Origin of the sequence: Streptomyces sp. WAC 06738 (genome assembly GCF_003945505.1) — a bacterium.
GTDB lineage: Bacteria > Actinomycetota > Actinomycetes > Streptomycetales > Streptomycetaceae > Streptomyces.
In genome coordinates, this window is the sequence record NZ_CP029618.1 from 4257711 (window position 1) to 4275477 (window position 17767).

The following is a 17767-nucleotide window of genomic DNA, read 5'->3' on the forward strand; positions in this document are numbered from 1 at the left end:
TGGGTAATGAACCTAGTTCGCGGGATTCATCCGGTCACTCCTGGCCCATCAGGTAGTGACCCAGGTCCTCGTCCGCGAAGCCCGTGCCGAACCGCGCCCCGCCCGTACGGCCCGGCCCCTCGAAGTCGTCCGGGCTGAACGCCGCGGAGCCCGTCGCCGTCAGCCCGCCCGCGGCGCCGCGCAGCGACCAGATCGCGCCCGTGCCGTTCTCCTCGGGCGCGCCCACGGCCAGCTCCGCCCGGCCGTCGCCCGTGACGTCCCCGAACGCCAGCGCCGCGCCGAACCGGTCCCCGGTCTCCGCCACGCCCTTCACGCCCGGGGTGTCCTGGTGGAACGCCTGCGCGCCACGGGCCTTGAGCCCGCCGGAGCCGCCCTTGAGGAGCACCACGGAACCCGCCGACTGCTTGCTGCCGATGGCCTCGTACGGCACGCCCACGGCGAGGTCGGCGAAGCCGTCGCCGTTCGCGTCGCCCGCCGCGAGCCGGGCGCCGAACTGGTCGCCGCGCTCACTGGTGCCGGGCACGCCCGCGGTGCCCTGGGTGAAGGCGGAACGGCGCGTCTCGCTGGGGCCGTTCGCGGTGCCGTAGACGACGCTGACCTTGCCCTTGCCGTACGGGAGGTCCTCGACGCTCGCGCCGACCTTGCGGTACGCGAGGTCGCCCTTCCCGTCGCCGTCGAAGTCGCCGATGGTCGGCGAGGCGCCGTTGGGCAGCGCGGCGCCGCTCCGCGTCAGCCCGCCGGGGCCGCCCTTCCAGAACCAGCCGGCCTCGGCGTTGCCCTGGAAGCTGAAGAACGCCACGAGGTCGTCGGCGCCGTCGCCCGTGACGTCGCCCACGGCGACGCCGTCGAGGCTGTCCTCGGGCTTCATCTCGACGAGCCCGCTCTCGCGCGCGGGGGCGCCGGCGCGGGTGAACGGGCCGTAGAGGACGGTGTACGCCTCGGCGCTGTCGCTGCGGGTGCTGGGCACCAGCAGGTCGCCCTTCCCGTCGCCGTCGAAGTCGCCGGCGTGCAGGTCGCGGGCGAGGCCGCCGCCGCCGGGCACCTGGACGCGGGCGGCGCCGGCGCCGGTGAGGCCGCCCGTGCGGCCCCACAGGACGGTGACGGAGCCGGCCGCGTCGCCGTCATCGGCGCGGGCGGTGACGGCGAGGTCGGTCAGGCCGTCGCCGTCGAGGTCGCGGGCGACGAGCCGGTCGCCGAAGCGGTCGTCCGCCGCGGGGGCGCCGGGGACGCCGGCGGTGCCCTGGCTGAGGGCGGTGGAGGCGGGGGCGGCGACGCCGTCCGGGGAGCCGTAGCTGACGAGGACGTAGCCGGCCTCGGCGTGTCCCGCGACCCGGCCGCCGGGGGCGCCGGTGGCGAGGTCGTCGTAGCCGTCGCCGTCGAAGTCGGCCCGTACGGCGCGGGCGTCGGCGGCGGAGCCGCCCCCGGAGCCCGCGGAGCCGGCCGAAACGGCGGGCGCCGTCCCGCCCCGGTCCTCCGCCCCCGCCGCCGGGGCGGAGACGGCCGCCGAGCCGGCGGTGGCGAGACAGGCGGTGAGGGCGGCGAGGGTGCGGATGCGCATGGGGGGTCCTTCCGGTGACGGTCTGACGGCCGGGTCGCGTTCACCCGCGTCATACGACACGCCCCGCCCGGCGATGGTTGTACCAACCAATGCGCCAGCACCGGCGCCTGACACCCCACGGCCGGCCCCGTGTGGCTCACGGGGCCGGCCGCCGTGGGGGGTTGCCTGTGGCGTCCCGTCCTACGTCACGCCTGCCGCACGCCGTACGGCGGCGCCCTCACGCGCCGCCGTACAGCTCCGTCGTACCGCTACGTCGCCGGCTGCGGCTCCGGCTCGCTCTCCGCCGCCTCGGTGCCGTCCCCCGGCGGCTCCTGGGCCGGGGTCCTCACCGAGTCGAGCAGAAGCTGCGCCACGTCCACGACGGCCAGCGACTCCTTCGCCGTTCCCGCGTTCTTCTTGCCGTTTACGGAGTCCGTAAGCATCACGAGGCAGAAAGGGCACGCCGTGGAGAGAATGTCCGGGTTCAGCGACAGCGCCTCGTCCACGCGCTCGTCGTTGATCCGCTTGCCGATGCGCTCCTCCATCCACATGCGCGCGCCGCCCGCGCCGCAGCAGAAGCCGCGCTCCTTGTGCCGGTGCATCTCCTCGTTCCGTACGCCCGGGACCTTGGCGATGATCTCGCGCGGCGGCGTGTAGACCTTGTTGTGCCGGCCCAGGTAGCAGGGGTCGTGGTACGTGATGATCCCCTCGACCGGCGTCACCGGGACCAGCCGGCCCTCGTCCACGAGGTGCTGGAGCAACTGCGTGTGGTGGATGACCTCGTAGTCGCCGCCGAGCTGCGGGTACTCGTTGGCGATGGTGTTGAAGCAGTGCGGGCAGGTGGCGACGATCTTCTTCTTCGCCTTCTCGACCGTCACGCCTTCGTCGGCGTCCTCGCCGAACGCCATGTTGAGCATCGCGACGTTCTCCTCGCCCAGTTGCTGGAAGAGGAACTCGTTGCCCAGCCGCCGCGGCGAGTCGCCCGTGCACTTCTCGTCGCCGCCCATGATCGCGAACTTCACGCCGGCGATGTGCAGCAGCTCCGCGAACGCCTTGGTGGTCTTCTTCGCCCGGTCCTCCAGCGCGCCCGCGCAGCCGACCCAGTACAGGTAGTCGACCTCGGAGAGGTCCTCGACGTCCCTGCCGACGACCGGGATCTCGATGCCCGTCTCGGCCGCCAGCTCCTTGGTCCACTCCAGCCGCTGCTTCTTGGCCAGCCCCCAGGGGTTGCCCTTCTTCTCCAGGTTCTTCAGCATCGTGCCCGCCTCGGACGGGAACGAGCTCTCGATCATCACCTGGTAGCGGCGCATGTCGACGATGTGGTCGACGTGCTCGATGTCGACGGGGCACTGCTCGACGCAGGCCCCGCAGGTGGTGCAGGACCACAGCACGTCGGGGTCGATGACGCCCTGCTCCGCCGCGGTGCCGATCAGCGGGCGCTCCGCCTCGGCCAGCGCGTCGGCCGGTACGTCGGCGAGCTGTTCTGCGGTGGCCTTCTCCTCACCCTCGGCGGACTTGCCGCCGCCGGCGAGGAGGTACGGGGCCTTGGCGGCGGCGTGCTCGCGCAGCGACATGACGAGCAGCTTGGGCGAGAGCGGCTTGCCGGTGTTCCAGGCCGGGCACTGCGACTGGCAGCGGCCGCACTCCGTACAGGTGGAGAAGTCGAGGATCCCCTTCCACGAGAAGTGCTCGACCTGGCTGACGCCGAAGACGGTCTCCTCGCCGTCCTCGTCGTCGAAGACGGTCTCGAAGTCGATCGGCTTGCCGCCGGAGGTCATCGGCTGGAGCGCGCCGAGGGCCACCGCCCCGTCGGCGTTGCGCTTGAACCAGATGTTGGGGAAGGCGAGGAAGCGGTGCCAGGCCACGCCCATCGTGGCGTTGAGGCCGAGGACGAGGGCCCAGATGAAGGAGGTCGAGATCTTGATCATCGCGAAGAGGTAGACGAGGTTCTGCACGGCGCCGGTGCTCAGCCCGTCGACCGCGGCGGTGACCGGGTACGACGCGAAGTAGGCGGCCTCGTAACCCCCGACGTGGTGCAGCGAGCCCTCCAGCCCGCGCAGCACGAGGATGCAGATGCCGATGACGAGGATGACGTACTCGACGAAGTACGCCTGCCACATCGTCGAGCCCGTGAAGCGGGACTTGCGGCCGGCCTTCGACGGCAGGCTGAGCTGCCGGATCACGATGAGCGTGAGGATGCCGAGCGTGGTCATCAGCGCGATGAACTCGACGTACAGCTCGTACGGGAGCCACTCGCCGATCACCGGCAGCAGCCAGTCGGCGACGAACAACTGGCCGAAGGCGTTGACGAGCGTCAGCACCAGGGTGAGGAAGCCGATGGCGACGAACCAGTGGGCGATGCCGATGATGCCCCAGCGGTTCATCCGGGTGTGGCCGAGGAACTCCCTGACCAGCGTGGTGCTGCGCGCGACCGGGTCGTCCGTGCGGCTGCCGGCGGGGACCGGCTTGCCGAGCCGGACGAAGGCGATGATCTGCCCGATGGCGCGAGCGAAGAGCGCGGTGCCGACCGCGGTGATCACCAGCGATACGACGATGGCGGCGAGCTGCATGGAGGGCTCCTCGACCGGACTGCTCTGCTGTCTGCTCTGCGTGTCTGCTGAATCTGCCGCGTGCGTGTGCGGGCCGTACGTGGAGTACGTGCCCCGCTACTCGGCTTACCCAGCCACTACTAAGCGGTAACTTATCTCTTCTCCGCCTGAGGGTACCCGGGCGGCCCCGGCCCCCTGAAGCCGCCCGGCCGGTGACGTGCGTCGCGTCCCCGGCGTCGTCGGGGCCCCCGGCCCGTAGCCCGAAAACCCGTTCCCACCTGCAATGACGCACAAAACTTGAGTGGAGATGACTCAGGTGAATTGCGCCCGGCGTGGTCGGCATGGCACCCTTGAGCCTGTCCAGCTCAAGGCAGAGCACCTGATCCGGAGGATAGACAACATGGCACGTGCGGTCGGCATCGACCTGGGCACGACGAACTCTGTCGTCAGTGTTCTCGAGGGCGGTGAACCCAGCGTCATCACCAACGCCGAGGGCGCCAGGACCACGCCGTCCGTCGTCGCCTTCGCCAAGAACGGCGAGGTGCTCGTCGGCGAGGTCGCGAAGCGCCAGGCGGTCACCAACGTCGAGCGGACGATCCGGTCGGTCAAGCGCCACATGGGCACCGACTGGAAGCAGCCGATCGACGAGAAGGAGTTCACCCCCCAGCAGATCTCCGCGTTCATCCTGCAGAAGCTGAAGCGGGACGCGGAGGCGTACCTGGGCGAGAAGGTGACCGACGCGGTCATCACCGTCCCGGCGTACTTCAACGACTCCGAGCGCCAGGCGACCAAGGAGGCCGGCGAGATCGCGGGCCTCAACGTCCTGCGGATCGTCAACGAGCCCACCGCCGCCGCCCTCGCGTACGGCATGGAGAAGGAAGACCAGACCATCCTGGTCTTCGACCTCGGCGGCGGCACCTTCGACGTCTCCCTGCTGGAGATCGGCGAGGGCGTCGTGGAGGTCAGGGCCACCAACGGTGACAACCACCTCGGTGGTGACGACTGGGACCAGCGCGTCGTCGACTACCTGGTCAAGCAGTTCCAGAACGGCCACGGCGTCGACCTGTCCAAGGACAAGATGGCGCTGCAGCGGCTCCGCGAGGCCGCCGAGAAGGCGAAGATCGAGCTCTCCTCGTCCTCCGAGACGACGATCAACCTGCCGTACATCACCGCCTCCGCCGAAGGCCCGCTGCACCTCGACGAGAAGCTGACCCGGGCGCAGTTCCAGCAGCTCACCCAGGACCTCCTGGAGCGCTGCAAGACGCCGTTCCACAACGTCATCAAGGACGCCCGCATCGAGCTGGGCGAGATCGACCACGTGGTCCTCGTCGGCGGCTCCACCCGCATGCCGGCCGTCGCCGAGCTGGTCAAGGAGCTGACCAGCGGCAAGGAGGCCAACAAGGGCGTCAACCCGGACGAGGTCGTCGCCGTCGGCGCCGCCCTCCAGGCCGGTGTGCTCAAGGGCGAGGTCAAGGACGTCCTGCTGCTCGACGTCACCCCGCTGTCCCTCGGCATCGAGACCAAGGGCGGCATCATGACCAAGCTCATCGAGCGCAACACCACGATCCCGACGAAGCGTTCCGAGACCTTCACCACGGCCGAGGACAACCAGCCGTCGGTGCAGATCCAGGTCTTCCAGGGCGAGCGCGAGATCGCCGCGTACAACAAGAAGCTCGGCATGTTCGAGCTGACCGGCCTGCCGCCGGCCCCGCGCAACGTGCCGCAGATCGAGGTCACCTTCGACATCGACGCCAACGGCATCATGCACGTCGCCGCGAAGGACCTCGGCACGGGCAAGGAGCAGAAGATGACCGTCACCGGCGGCTCCGCGCTGCCGAAGGACGACATCGAGCGCATGATGCGCGACGCCGAGCAGTACGCGGAGGAGGACCACAAGCGCCGCGAGGCGGCGGAGACGCGCAACCAGGGCGAGCAGGTCGTCTACACCACCGAGAAGTTCCTCCAGGACAACGAGGACAAGGTGCCCGGCGATGTGAAGTCCGAGGTCGAGGGCGCGATCTCCGACCTCAAGGAGGCGCTGAAGGGCGAGGACACCGCGGCGATCCGGGAGGCGACGGAGAAGGCCGCGGCCACCAGCCAGAAGCTCGGTCAGGCGCTCTACGCCGACGCCCAGGCGTCCGGCCCCGCCGCCGCCGGCGGCGAGGGCGCCCAGCAGGCGCAGCAGGACGCGCCCGCCGGTGCCGACGACGACGTCGTCGACGCCGAGATCGTGGACGACGACAAGCCCAAGGGTGGTGCCGCGTGACGGAGGAGACCCCGGGCTTCGAGGAGAAGCCCGACGTCCCCACCGACGCAAAGACAGCGGAGGCACAGCAGGGCGGCCCGGACGGGGCGGGCAGCGCGCCCGCCGGCGCACGGCGCGCCGACGGAGCCGGGCCGGGTGCCACCGCCGGGAACGGGGACGCGAACAGCCCGCTTGCGGCTCGTCTCGACGAGACCCGCAAGGCGCTCGACGAGCGGACGAAGGACCTGCAGCGGCTTCAGGCGGAGTACCAGAACTACCGCCGGCGGGTCGAGCGGGACCGGGTGGCGGTGAAGGAGGTCGCGAACGCGAACCTGCTGACCGAGCTGCTGCCCGTGCTCGACGACATCGGCCGGGCCCGGGACCACGAGGAACTGGTCGGCGGGTTCAAGTCGGTCGCCGAGTCGCTGGAGACCGTCGTCGCCAAGATGGGCCTCATGCAGTTCGGCAAGGAGGGCGAGCCCTTCGACCCGCTGATCCACGAGGCGCTGATGCACAGCTACTCGCCGGATGTGTCCGAGACGACGTGCGTGCAGATTCTCCAGCCTGGGTATCGGATCGGCGAGCGTACGATCCGCCCCGCGCGGGTCGCCGTGGCCGAGCCGCAGCCGGGGGCGACGCCCGGGTCGCAGGGCAAGGAGGGCGAGAAGCCGGACGAGAAGCAGGCGGACGCGGACGACGGCGGACCCGAGTCCGCCGGCGCCGCGGACGGCGGCGGCTCGGACGCCTCCGGATCCGCGAAGCCGGGGTCCGGCGGAGAGACGGACAGCGGTGGCCCGGACGAGGGGTGACGCCGTAACGGCCGCCGAGGGACGAGAGGAGGGACGCCGGGAATGAGTACCAAGGACTTCATCGAGAAGGACTACTACAAGGTTCTCGGCGTCCCGAAGGACGCCACCGAGGCCGAGATCAAGAAGGCGTACCGCAAGCTCGCCCGGCAGTACCACCCGGACGCCAACAAGGGCGACGCCGCGGCCGAGGAGCGCTTCAAGGAGGTCTCCGAGGCCAACGACGTGCTCGGCGACCCGCAGCGGCGCAAGGAGTACGACGAGGCGCGCACCCTCTTCGGCAACGGCGGCTTCCGCCCGGGTCCGGGCGCGGGCGGCAACGGCTCGTTCAACTTCGACCTCGGCGATCTCTTCGGCGGCTCGGGCCCCGGCGCCCCCGGCGGCGGCCAGACCACCACCGGCGGCTTCGGCGGCGGTCTCGGCGACGTCTTCGGCGGGCTGTTCAACCGCGGCGGCGGGCGTACGCAGCCGCGCCGCGGCCAGGACATCGAGTCGGAGGTCACGCTCAGCTTCACGGAGGCCATCGAGGGCGCCACGGTCCCGCTGCGGATGTCGTCGTCCGCCCCCTGCAAGACCTGCGCCGGCACGGGCGACAAGAACGGCTCCCCGCGGGTCTGCCCGACCTGCGTGGGCACCGGTCAGGTCTCCCGCGGCGGCGGTGGCGGCTTCTCGCTGACCGACCCGTGCGTGGACTGCAAGGGCCGCGGGCTCATCGCCCAGGACCCCTGCGACGTCTGCAAGGGCAGCGGCCGCGCCAAGTCGTCCCGCACGATGCAGGTCCGCATCCCCGCGGGGGTGCAGGACGGGCAGCGGATCCGGCTGCGCGGCAAGGGCGGCCCGGGCGAGCGCGGCGGGCCCGGCGGCGACCTGTACGTGGTCGTGCACGTCGACGGCCACCCGGTCTTCGGCCGCAAGGGCGACAACCTGCTGGTGACGGTCCCCGTCTCGTTCCCGGAGGCGGCCCTCGGCGCGGACATCAAGGTGCCCACGCTCGGCGGCCCGCCGGTCACCCTGAAGCTGCCCCCGGGCACGCCCAACGGACGCACCATGCGCGCCCGCGGCAAGGGCGCCGTCCGCAAGGACGGCACGCGCGGGGACCTGCTCGTCACCGTCGAAGTGGCGGTGCCGAAGGAGACGGACGGCACGGCGCGCGAGTCGCTGGAGTCGTACCGGAAGGCGACCGCGGGCGAGGACCCGCGCGCGGAGCTGTTCAAGGCCGCGAAGGGAGCTTGACGACGATGAACGGCAGAAACGGCGGACGCGGCGCCCCCCGCGGCCGCAACCCGTACGAGCTGACCGAGGAGACGCCGGTCTACGTCATCTCCGTAGCCGCGGAACTCTCGGGCCTGCACCCCCAGACCCTCCGCCAGTACGACCGGCTGGGCCTGGTCTCCCCGGACCGTACGGCGGGCCGCGGCCGGCGCTACTCGGCGCGGGACATCGCGCTGCTCCGGCAGGTCCAGACGCTGAGCCAGGACGAGGGCATCAACCTGGCCGGGATCAAGCGGATCATCGAGCTGGAGACGCAGGTCGCCGCGCTCCAGGCGAAGGTGGCGGAGCTGACGGACGCGTTGGACGGCGCGGCCTCCGCGATGGCGCAGCGGGAGGCGCAGGTGCACGCGTCGTACCGGCGGGACCTGGTGCCGTACCAGCAGGTGCAGCAGACGAGCGCGCTGGTGGTGTGGAAGCCGAAGAAGAAGCGGGGCTGAGCCGCGGCTCAGTCGGCGAGGTAGGTGACCTCCACGCGGGGCGGGAGCCCGGCGTGGAGGTTTCTCATGTGCGGGCGCAGGGAGACCTCGCGCAGGGTGCCGAGCGCGGCGAGCGGGGAGAGGTCCAGCGGGCCGCTGCCCGGCGGCAGGTCGAGCACGAGGCGGTCGAGTTGCGGGAAGAGCGGGGGGATGCGGGCCAGGTCGCGTTCGCTCGCGGGCCGGTCGTCGACCAGACCGAGGAAGCGTACACCCGGCAGCGCGGCGCCCGCGGGGGCGACGGCGGGCAGGTCCAGCGGGGATCGCAGCCCTTCGAGCCGGGGGAGCGCGGCCAGCGCCGGCCAGTCGTCCGCAGCCGCCTCGTGGCGCCAGCCCAGGTAGACGAAGCGGAGCCCCGGGTGCCTGGCCAGCGGGCGCAGCCCGGCGGTCTGGGCGGTGAGCAGATTGAGGGTGTGCAGCACGGGCAGCGCCGGCAGCGTGCCGAGATCCAGCCGGGACCGCCGCTCCGGTGAGAGCGACAGGCTCTCCAGCCCCGGGTGGTCCGCGAGCAGTTCGGGAACGGCGTCCGCCAGGCCCGGCACGGTGTCGAGGATGAGGGTGCGCAGGGGCAGCCCGGCCATCGCGGACGCGTCGCGCAGGCCGAAGCACTCGCTGAGCCGCAGATGGCGCAGCTCGCTCTGGCCGCGGACGAAGCCGAGGTCCGCCAGCCTCGGCTGGGCGCGGACGATCAGGTGGGTGAGGCGCATCCCGGCGAGCGTGCCGTGCACCTCTGCGGGGTCGGCCGGACCGCGGACCTCGATCATGGGGCGGCCGCCGAGCGCGCGCAGGGCCCGTAGCTCGGCGTCGCAGGTTGCGGTGAAGTACAGCCCGTCGGGATCGAGCCGGGCGATGATCTCCTCGGCGTACTCCCCGGTGTCGAAGCGGTGCCAGGCCCAGGCGAGTTGCCTGCGCACGCTCAGGGAGGGGTGGGCGGCGTAGCGGGCGAGGAACGGGATGGCGCGGTCGGATTCCACGCGGCTGGCGGCCACGGCAACCAGGTCGGCGGCGTCGCCCGCCTCCTCCGGGCCCGGGAGCAGGTCCAGCACCAGCGGTCCCGCCGCACCCAGCGCCCGCGCCTCCATCGACGTCGTCGGCGGGATCAGCGCCTCCGTCTCGCGCTCCACCGCCTCCCGTACCGCCGGGGCCAGTTCGGCCGCGTGCTCCAGGCAGGCGGTCGCCAGCAGGCGGATGCGTACGCTCTCGACCCCGCCCTTCCGCTCCGCCGCCGCCAGCAGCTCCCGCAGGATCTCCTCGCGCTCCCGCGGGCGGGCCTGGGCCACCGCCATGCGGATGACGTCCTCCCACTGGTCGTCCGCCGCGTGCGCGGCCAGGACGCCGATGTCGCCCTCCTCCACCGCCGCGCGGGCGCCGAGGTAGTCCTGGAAGGTGCGGTGGACGAAGTCGACGGCGCCCGGGGCCGGTTCGCGCAGGAGGCCGCTGCGGTCGCGGAAGTGCTCCAGTACGGCCACCGCGTCGCCCAGGGCCGCGACCTCCGGGACCGCCGGGAGGGCCGCGGCGACCAGGGACTCGGCGCGGTCGCGGTCCAGCTCCGTGCGGCCGTTGCGGATCAGCCAGTACGCGAGCCGCTGGAGGACCTGGAGCTGGGGTTCCTCGCGCAGGTCGGGGACGGCCATGTCGCGTTCGCGGTCGCGGCGGCTGAGCAGCATCGACAGGGCGGCCTCGTACAACTCCTTGCGCCCGCGCGGGAGGTAGCCGCGGCGGGCGCGGTTGAGCGCGCACATCAGGCCGCACATGAGCGGGTTGGTGGCGAGCCGGCCGAGGTCGGAGGTGTGCCGCACGGCGGCGGTGAGCTGCTGTTCGTACGCCGTGAGCTGCGCGTCGTCCGCGGCGGGGGCGCCGGTGCGGACGGCTCCGGCGCGTACGGCCTCGTGCCAGCGGGCGATGAAGCGGGTGAGGTCCGCGGGGCGCATGGGGGCGAGGGTCAGCTCGGTGAAGCCCTCGGCGGCCAGCCAGTCCTCGCCGACGGCGGAGGGGCGGGAGGTGACGAGCCAGCGGTTGCCGGGGTAGGCGTCGGCGAGGTCGGAGAGCCAGCGGCGGGTGCGGTCGCGCTCGGCGCGGGGGACTTCGTCGATGCCGTCGATGAGGAGCAGCCCGCGGCGGGCGGTGAGCACGCGATGCTCCCAGCCGTCGGGCTGCGCGCCGGCGAGGGGGCTGCCGGTGGCGGAGAGGAAGTCGCGGGGGGCGGGGAGGCGCTGGCCGTGCCGGGTGAGGGTGCGCAGCGGCAGGACGAAGGGGACGCGCCCTGCCAGGTAGTCCATGGAGTGTTCCGCGGGGTGTGCCGCGCCGGAGCCCGCGCGGGTGGCGGAGAGGGCGAGCCACTGCACGAGCGTGGTCTTGCCGGAGCCGGCGGCGCCGCGGAGCAGAACGCGCTCGTAGGTGGCGAGGGCCTGGTCGGCGGGGAGCACGGGGTCGGGGAGGGGGTCGGTGTCGTCGAAGGGGAACGGGGACGGGGCGGCCTGCGCCGAGGCGGCGGCCTCCAGCCGCAGATACGCCACGTCCAGCGGCCACTTCGCGGGCGAGTCGGCGAGATCGACGCCGTAGATGGTGAGCCTGCCGTGCTTCTTGGCGGCGTATGCGAAGTAGTCGCGCTCGAAGGCCGCGTCCTGTGCGGCGGGGAGCGGCGTGCGGGCGATGAGGGCGTCGAGGCGGGCGATCTGGTCGGCCTGGCGACGGGACTGCTCGACGAGGGTGCGGGCGACGAAGGTGGAGCGCTGGCTGAAGAAGTGCAGGATGTGCAGGCAGGCCGTGTCGAGGAGGGTGTCGTGGAAGGAGGCGGCGTCGGCGGAGAGTTCGCGTACGGGATCGCCGCCGCGCTGCGCCGCGGCGCGGCGGAGCCGGCGGGCGAGGGCTTCCGGGCCGAGTTGGACCGCCTGTACGTCGTCCAGGTCGAGGTCGCCGAGGGCGGTGAGGCTGCGGGCGAGCGCGCCGGCGACGGCTTCGGCCTCGCCGGCGGGGACGGGGGCGGGTTCGCCTCCGGGCTCGCCTCCGGGGCCGTCGAGGGCGCGGCGTACGAGCGTGCCGGCGAGCTTGCGCAGGCCGTCCTCGTCCAGCTCCCGCCGCTCGCCGCGGAACGACACCAGCGCCGCCATCCGCACCGGCCGCCCGGCGAGCCCCGCCCCGGGGCCCTCGCTGCGGAACAGCCGCCGGACGAGGGGCGCCACGACCGCGGACGCGAGCCTGGCGCCGACGGCTGCGGGTTCCATGGGGCAGACGATATAAGCGGGCGGTGACAGGTCACCGGCGGTGTTCGCCGAACGTCCGGTTCCTTCGGCTATGTACACCCTCAGCATCATGAATTTCAGGAAGATGATGCTGGGTTCGGGTGGAGTTGATACGGACGGTAAGCCAATGTTCTGGTGGAGAACGGGGACAAGTCGCCGGACGTGACGTACGTACGGCTCAGTTGGTCCGGGAGTTCATATTGTGAGGTCTCACGCTTCGGACAACACGGCGCGACAGGCTCCCCCGGTCGGTCTCGCGCTGCTCTCCGACCGGGAACGCGAGGTGCTCCTCCTGCTCGCCGACGGCCCGACCAATCGCCGGCTGGCGTCGCAACTGGGGGTGGCGGAGCGGACGGTCCGCGCCCATCTGACGAACATCTGCCGCAAGCTGAACGTGGAGTCCCGCGTCCAGGCCGCCCTGGTCGCCGACCGCCACCGCCGCGCCCTGATGCCGGCCGTGGCGGGCCCCGACCGGGTTGCCCCAAGAGGCAATGGCCGGGGGCGCCGCGTTCGTGAATGATGGGGGCCAGTGCCCTCTGGGGCGCCGCGCAGGCGACCTGCCATCGTCGTACGCGGGCGCCGGCGGCACCCCTCGGACGGAGCGCTGGTGCGCTCGCTTCCCGGCCTCACGCGCACCAGCGACTCCGCCCCTCCGCTCCGCGCCCCCTCAGTCGTCGTCGACGATCCCCGAGCGCGCAAGCAGATAGCCGAGTTGGGTGCGGCTGTCGCTGCCGAGGGCGGTGGACAGCTTGGCGATATGGGCGCGGCAGGTGCGGACGTTCATGCCGAGCCGGCGGGCGATGGCCTCGTCGAGATGGCCCTCCACGAGCAGCCGGGCGATCTTGAGCTGGACGCTTGTGATGCCCGTGACGCCCTCCGGTGTGACCCGGTCGGCGACGTCCTCGCCCCAGGGCGTGGCGAGGTGCCAGAAGTGGTCGAACGTGGCGGCGAGATACCAGGCAACGCCGGGATGGCGGACCTCGATCGCCACCACGTTGTCCTCCTGCGCGGGGATGAAGGCGATCTCGCGGTCGATGATGATGGCCCGCTCGATGTTCTCCCCGAGGGTGCGGACTTCCAGACCGGTGTGCTGCACCCGCGCCAGGTAGTCCAGCGCCTGCGGAGTGTGCCGGGCGGTGTGGCTGTAGAGGCTGCGGATACGAACCCCCCGCTCCGCGAGCGGCAAGACGCGCTGCACGGCCGCTTCGTACACCCAGGCCGCCCGATTGCCCATCGGCTGGGCGGTGAGTAACTCGCCGGTGCACTCCCGGAGCGCACGCACCAACTCGGCGTCGATCCGCTCCTTTCCCTCCCAGACCGTGATCGCGGGTTCCGCGGCCGTACCGGCGTCGGGCGGTGTCGACCGCCCGACGGAGCCGACGAGGGTGAGGGCGAGATCCCGGTAGCCGCCGATCTCCTTCGCCACGAGTGCGAAGAGGCGCTCCATGGCTTCGGCCGGCGGTGCCGGGACCAGCCAGCCGCCTTCGCGGCGGAAGAGCCCGGACTCGACGACGCAGGGCGCGGCTTCACTCGTCTCCGGTGTGATGCGCCCTGACTGCAGCGCTTCGGCGTAGAGGGTCCTGCCCGCCGCGCAGAGGTGGGAGGCGGGATGGGGGGTGTGCCCCATGCTCAGACCTCCTCGAGTATGCCGGAGCGGGCGATGAGGTAGCCGAGCTGGGCGCGGTTGGTGCTGCCCAGGGTGGTGGCGAGCCGGGCGACGTGCGCGCGGCAGGTACGGACGTTCATGCCGAGGCGGCGGGCGATGGCCTCGTCCAGTCGGCCTTCGACCAGGAGCCGCGCGATCTTCTTCTGGACGCCCGTGATGCCCGTCGGAGTGTTCGCGTACGGGACCTGACGCTCCCAGGGGACGGCGAACTGCCAGCACAACTTGAAGACGCTCACCAGATACCAGACAAGGCCGGGGTGCCGGTAGGTGTGGTTGTACAGCGTCCGCTGGGAGATGCCGCGGTCGTGCAGCTCACGGACCCGCTGTGCGGTGGCGTGGATCTTCTCGGCGGTCCGGTTGGTCCTGCCGCTGGCGGGCTGGGTCGCGAGGAACTCCTCGGTGCCCTCGTCGAGAGCGCGCAGCAGCGCGGCTTCGATCTGGTCCTTGCCCTTCCAGAGGGTGAGCAGGGACGGCGCCGCCTCTTCCGGGGTGCGCGCGGTGAGCTGCTCTACCGTGCCCGCGAGTGCACCGGCGAAGCGACGGTACTCGGACAGCTCCCGCTCCAGCGGGCGGACGAGGTCGGCGACCGCCTCGGACGGCGGTGCGGGTACGAGGAACTGGGGGTCGGCGGGGTCGTGGCGCAGGAGGCCCGTGTCGATCAGACAGGGCGCTGAACCCGTGGCCTCGCGGGAGAGCGGACTGGTGCGTAACGCGGAGGTGTAGAGCTTTCTGCCCACATCACAGAGGGCGGTGTGGGGGTGGGGGTGATCCATGCTGCCAGGTCTCCTTGGGTGTGCCCGAGCGGTCGGCGGCCGGCGGTGGGCCCTCGGAACCGGACACGGGATGCGGTGCGTCCGCACCGGTCACCGTCCGCGGGCTTCCGCAGGAGGACGTGCGCCACCCGTCACGACTCCTTGAGCATGCCGGAGCGGGCGATGAGGTAGCCGAGTTGGGTGCGGCTGTCGCTGCCGAGGGCGGTGGACAGCTTGGCTATGTGTGCGCGGCAGGTGCGGACGTTCATGCCGAGACGGCGGGCGATGGCCTCGTCGAGGTGGCCCTCGACGAGCAGCCGGGCGATGCTGCGCTGGACGCCGGTGATGCCCTCCCGGGTGTCGTGCTCGGGGGGCTGGTGGCCCCACGGGACGCCGAGCTCCCAGAAGTACTCGAAGATGGCGCGCAGGAACCAGACCAGGCCCGGGTGGCGGATCTCCATGGCCACCTCGCGGCTCGGCTGCGCGGGGAGGAAGGCGATGTCCCGGTCGACGATGAGGAGTCGCTCGGGCATGACCTCCAGGGTGCGCACCTCCAGCCCCGTGTCGCTCAGCTCGTCCAGGTAGGCGAGCTGACCCGGGTGGTGCCGGTACGTGTGGTTGTACAGGATCCGCTGCGTGACGCCGCGTTCGCTCATCCGCCGGACGCGGTGGGTGGTGGTGCGCATCGTCGCGGGGTTCCAGTTGGTCCGCCCGCTGGCCGGCTGGATGGCGAGGAACTGCTCCGTGCAGTCCTCGACGGCCCGCGCGAGGGCGGCGTCGATCCGCTCCTTCCCCGTCCAGACGGTGAACGCGGAAGTGGCCGGGTCGTCCGGATCGAGCGACGTCAGCTTCTCGACCGTGTCGGCGAGCGCGGACACGAAAAGCCGGTACTCGCCCAGCTCTCTTTCAAGGGGCTCGACGAGCCCGGCGAGCGCCTGCGTCGGAGGCGTCGGCACCAGCCACTGGGTGTCGCCGGGCTCGGGCCGTAACAGGTCCAGGTCGAAGAGGCACGGCGCGGTCGCCGTGGCCTCGTGTGAGATACGGCCGGAGCGCAGGGCAGAGGCGTAGAGCTTCCTCCCCGGGGCGCAGAGGCCGGTGGTGTGGTGGGGGTGCGACATGTCTCTCTCAGGTCTCGTCGAGGATGCCGGAGCGGGCGATGAGATAGCCCAGTTGTGCACGGCTGTTGCTGCCCAGTGTGGAAGCGAGCTTGGCGATGTGGGCGCGGCAGGTGCGGACGTTCATGCCGAGGCGGCGGGCGATGTTCTGGTCGAGGTGGCCTTCGACGAGGAGCCTCGCGATGCTGCGTTGGACACCGGTGATGCCCTCGTGGGTGGCCTCCGTGTAGGCCGCCTCGTGCATGGGGGTGGCCAGCTGCCAGAACTGATCGAAGGCGCCGACGAGGTAGGCAACGGCCCCCGGGTGCCGGATTTCCAGGGCGACCCGGCGGTCCGGTTGAGCGGGTACGAAGGCCACCTTGCGGTCGATGATGATCATCCGCTCGACGATCTCTTCGAGGGTTCTGACTTCCACGCGCTGCGGGCCGACGAACCGGAGATACGCCAGGGTCATCGGGGCCTCGCGTGCCGCGTGCTGGTACATGCTCCGCATCCGGACTCCGCGTTCGACCAGCGGTCTTACCCGTCTCAGGGCCTCGCCGAGGGCACGGGCGCCGCGCGAGGACGCCTCGGGCTGGATGGTGAGCAGTTCGTCGAAGCACTCGTTGACGGCCAGGTCGAGGGCGGTGTTGATCGTTCCGAGGCCCTCGAGGATGGTGACGGGGGAGGAGACCGAGGCGGCCTCGGCGCTGATTTCGATGAACCGTCCGAAGGACTCTGCCAGGTCGGCCGCGTGCTGCTGCTTCGCCCGGATGTCCTGCTCGTGAGCGAGCATGAGCTGCGTCATGGCGTCGGAGGCGGAGACGGGCAGCAGCCACTGCCCATCGTCGGGGTCGGGTTGCAGCAGCGCGAGATCGGTGAGACAGGGCACGGACTGCACCGCCGACCGGGCGATGCGGCCGGCGCTGAGGGCGTCGGCGTACACGTCCTGGGCCGCCTGGCACGGCTCGTCGGGCCCGTGGACGTGTTCGTGCCTGCTGGACATCTCAGTACTCTCCCGGGCGTGGCGTCCGTGATCAGGATCTGTCGAGAATGCCGGAGCGGGCGATGAGGTAGCCGAGTTGGGCCCGGCCGTTGCTGCCGAGCACGGTGGCGAGCTTGGCGATGTGGCCGCGGCAGGTACGGACGTTCATGCCGAGCCGGTCGGCGATGACCTCGTCCACGTGGCCCTCGACGAGCAGCTTGGCGATGCTGCGTTGTATCCCCGTGACCCCGTCCGGCTCCGCGGGGTCGTAGTGCACTTCCTCCTCCAGGGGAGTGGCGTGCAGCCAGAGGTGCTCGAAAAGCCCGATGAGGTAGGCGACGAGGCCTGGATGGCGCACCTCCAGGGCCGCTTGGCGGTTGGAGTTCACCGGCAGGTCACGTTGGGCGGGGATGAAGGCGACCTTGCGGTCGATGATGATCAGCCGGTCGACAAGCTCCTCAAGGGTCCGCAACTCCATACGGTCGGAGCCCACGCGCTCCTGGTAGGCGAGCAACCCGTAGCTGTGCCGGGCGGTGTGCTGGTAGAGGCTTCGTATGTGGACGCCGCGGTCGATGAGTGGACGCACCCGGTCCACCGCGCGGTTCAGCAACTCTGCCGAACGCTGCCCTCCGGGCTGTACGGTGAGGAGTTCCTTCTCGCACGCCTCGGTGGCACGGCCGATGGTTGCGTCGATGTGATCGACGCCATCCAGCTCCGTGATGGCACGGCTGACCGGAGGGTGCTCGCCACTGATGGCGAGGAACGGTTCGAAGGCGCCGGCCAGGGCGAGGGTCTGCTCCCTGCGTTCCAGGATCTCCCGTTCGAGGGGGTGCTCAAGTCGCGCCAGCACCGCGGATGGTGGGGCCGGACGGAGCCACTGCGGATCGTCGGGGTCCGGATGCAGCAGTCCGAGGCTGATCAGACACGGTGCAGCTTCCCCCTCGGATCGGGCGACGGAGCCGGCTCGAAGGGCGCGGGTGTAGAGCTCCGACCCCTCCTCGCACAGGTCCGCGTATCCGTGCGAGTGGCCTGGTTCGCCATCATTAACACCCATTTATCCGTCCCACAGGAAGCTGTGATTCAGGAACATGATGCAATGCGGAGGTGGTTAACGGCTCCCACGTGCGGCACCTTCTTCTCAGGGAA

The 17767-nt window shown here is 71.5% G+C and carries 13 protein-coding genes; 5 read left to right on the forward strand and 8 right to left on the reverse strand.

The window, feature by feature from the left end; genetic code table 11:
• Positions 1-34: 34 nt before the first annotated feature.
• Both DMB38_RS18490 and DMB38_RS18495 read right to left on the reverse strand, forming a co-directional pair.
• Complete coding sequence (locus tag DMB38_RS18490; protein WP_125936122.1) at positions 35-1558, reverse strand: FG-GAP repeat protein; 1524 nt, start codon at positions 1556-1558, stop codon at positions 35-37.
• A gap of 248 nt (positions 1559-1806) precedes the next feature.
• Entirely contained in the window at positions 1807-4107 is a 2301-nt protein-coding gene (locus DMB38_RS18495) for a (Fe-S)-binding protein (protein ID WP_125936123.1), read from the reverse strand.
• 379 nt (positions 4108-4486) lie between these two features.
• On the opposite strand from DMB38_RS18495, the gene dnaK reads away from it, so the two are divergent.
• From dnaK to DMB38_RS18515, 4 genes are read left to right on the forward strand one after another with little or no spacing between them, the layout of a single operon-like run.
• Positions 4487-6352: a molecular chaperone DnaK gene (dnaK, locus tag DMB38_RS18500; protein WP_047017022.1), complete on the forward strand. Its 1866-nt coding sequence runs from the start codon at positions 4487-4489 to the stop codon at positions 6350-6352.
• Positions 6349-7140 (forward strand): nucleotide exchange factor GrpE, encoded by a 792-nt coding sequence (grpE, locus tag DMB38_RS18505; protein ID WP_125936124.1) that lies wholly within the window; start codon positions 6349-6351, stop codon positions 7138-7140. The genes dnaK and grpE overlap by 4 nt, the downstream gene beginning before the upstream one ends.
• Positions 7141-7182: 42 nt before the next feature.
• On the forward strand, positions 7183-8370 hold the full coding sequence (dnaJ, locus tag DMB38_RS18510; protein WP_125936125.1) for a molecular chaperone DnaJ: 1188 nt from the start codon (positions 7183-7185) through the stop codon (positions 8368-8370).
• A 5-nt stretch (positions 8371-8375) separates the two neighbouring features.
• A complete protein-coding gene (locus tag DMB38_RS18515) occupies positions 8376-8846 on the forward strand; it encodes a helix-turn-helix domain-containing protein (RefSeq protein ID WP_047017025.1) in 471 nt (156 codons plus the stop codon).
• A gap of 8 nt (positions 8847-8854) precedes the next feature.
• Here the strand turns inward: DMB38_RS18515 and DMB38_RS18520 are convergent, their stop codons facing one another.
• Positions 8855-12106 carry an NACHT domain-containing protein gene (locus DMB38_RS18520; RefSeq protein ID WP_125936126.1) on the reverse strand — a complete coding sequence of 1084 codons (3252 nt, stop codon included), beginning with the start codon at positions 12104-12106 and terminating at the stop codon, positions 8855-8857.
• A gap of 220 nt (positions 12107-12326) precedes the next feature.
• On the opposite strand from DMB38_RS18520, the gene DMB38_RS18525 reads away from it, so the two are divergent.
• Complete coding sequence (locus tag DMB38_RS18525; protein WP_240662359.1) at positions 12327-12644, forward strand: helix-turn-helix transcriptional regulator; 318 nt, start codon at positions 12327-12329, stop codon at positions 12642-12644.
• A 147-nt stretch (positions 12645-12791) separates the two neighbouring features.
• Here the strand turns inward: DMB38_RS18525 and DMB38_RS18530 are convergent, their stop codons facing one another.
• The 5 genes from DMB38_RS18530 to DMB38_RS18550 all read right to left on the reverse strand — a co-directional run bounded on the left by DMB38_RS18530 (position 12792) and on the right by DMB38_RS18550 (position 17471).
• Positions 12792-13751 carry a helix-turn-helix transcriptional regulator gene (locus tag DMB38_RS18530; protein ID WP_125936127.1) on the reverse strand — a complete coding sequence of 320 codons (960 nt, stop codon included), beginning with the start codon at positions 13749-13751 and terminating at the stop codon, positions 12792-12794.
• Between the two features lie 2 nt (positions 13752-13753).
• Positions 13754-14563, reverse strand: coding sequence for a helix-turn-helix transcriptional regulator (locus DMB38_RS18535; protein WP_125936128.1), 810 nt, complete (start codon positions 14561-14563; stop codon positions 13754-13756).
• 131 nt (positions 14564-14694) lie between these two features.
• Positions 14695-15660: a helix-turn-helix transcriptional regulator gene (locus DMB38_RS18540; protein WP_125936129.1), complete on the reverse strand. Its 966-nt coding sequence runs from the start codon at positions 15658-15660 to the stop codon at positions 14695-14697.
• Positions 15661-15667: 7 nt separating this feature from the next.
• On the reverse strand, positions 15668-16642 hold the full coding sequence (locus DMB38_RS18545; protein ID WP_125936130.1) for a helix-turn-helix transcriptional regulator: 975 nt from the start codon (positions 16640-16642) through the stop codon (positions 15668-15670).
• A 31-nt stretch (positions 16643-16673) separates the two neighbouring features.
• Positions 16674-17471, reverse strand: a complete 798-nt coding sequence (locus tag DMB38_RS18550; RefSeq protein ID WP_346429511.1) for a hypothetical protein — start codon at positions 17469-17471, stop codon at positions 16674-16676.
• Positions 17472-17767 lie beyond the last annotated feature (296 nt).

What these genes read in the sequence shown, in the direction of transcription:
- DMB38_RS18490 (WP_125936122.1), bottom strand. Translation starts at nt 1,558, where the DNA reads ATGCGCATCCGCACCCTCGCCGCCCTCACCGCCTGTCTCGCCACCGCC.
- DMB38_RS18495 (WP_125936123.1), bottom strand. Translation starts at nt 4,107, where the DNA reads ATGCAGCTCGCCGCCATCGTCGTATCGCTGGTGATCACCGCGGTCGGC.
- dnaK (WP_047017022.1), top strand. Translation starts at nt 4,487, where the DNA reads ATGGCACGTGCGGTCGGCATCGACCTGGGCACGACGAACTCTGTCGTC.
- dnaJ (WP_125936125.1), top strand. Translation starts at nt 7,183, where the DNA reads ATGAGTACCAAGGACTTCATCGAGAAGGACTACTACAAGGTTCTCGGC.
- DMB38_RS18515 (WP_047017025.1), top strand. Translation starts at nt 8,376, where the DNA reads ATGAACGGCAGAAACGGCGGACGCGGCGCCCCCCGCGGCCGCAACCCG.
- DMB38_RS18520 (WP_125936126.1), bottom strand. Translation starts at nt 12,106, where the DNA reads ATGGAACCCGCAGCCGTCGGCGCCAGGCTCGCGTCCGCGGTCGTGGCG.
- DMB38_RS18530 (WP_125936127.1), bottom strand. Translation starts at nt 13,751, where the DNA reads ATGGGGCACACCCCCCATCCCGCCTCCCACCTCTGCGCGGCGGGCAGG.
- DMB38_RS18535 (WP_125936128.1), bottom strand. Translation starts at nt 14,563, where the DNA reads ATGGATCACCCCCACCCCCACACCGCCCTCTGTGATGTGGGCAGAAAG.
- DMB38_RS18540 (WP_125936129.1), bottom strand. Translation starts at nt 15,660, where the DNA reads ATGTCGCACCCCCACCACACCACCGGCCTCTGCGCCCCGGGGAGGAAG.
- DMB38_RS18545 (WP_125936130.1), bottom strand. Translation starts at nt 16,642, where the DNA reads ATGTCCAGCAGGCACGAACACGTCCACGGGCCCGACGAGCCGTGCCAG.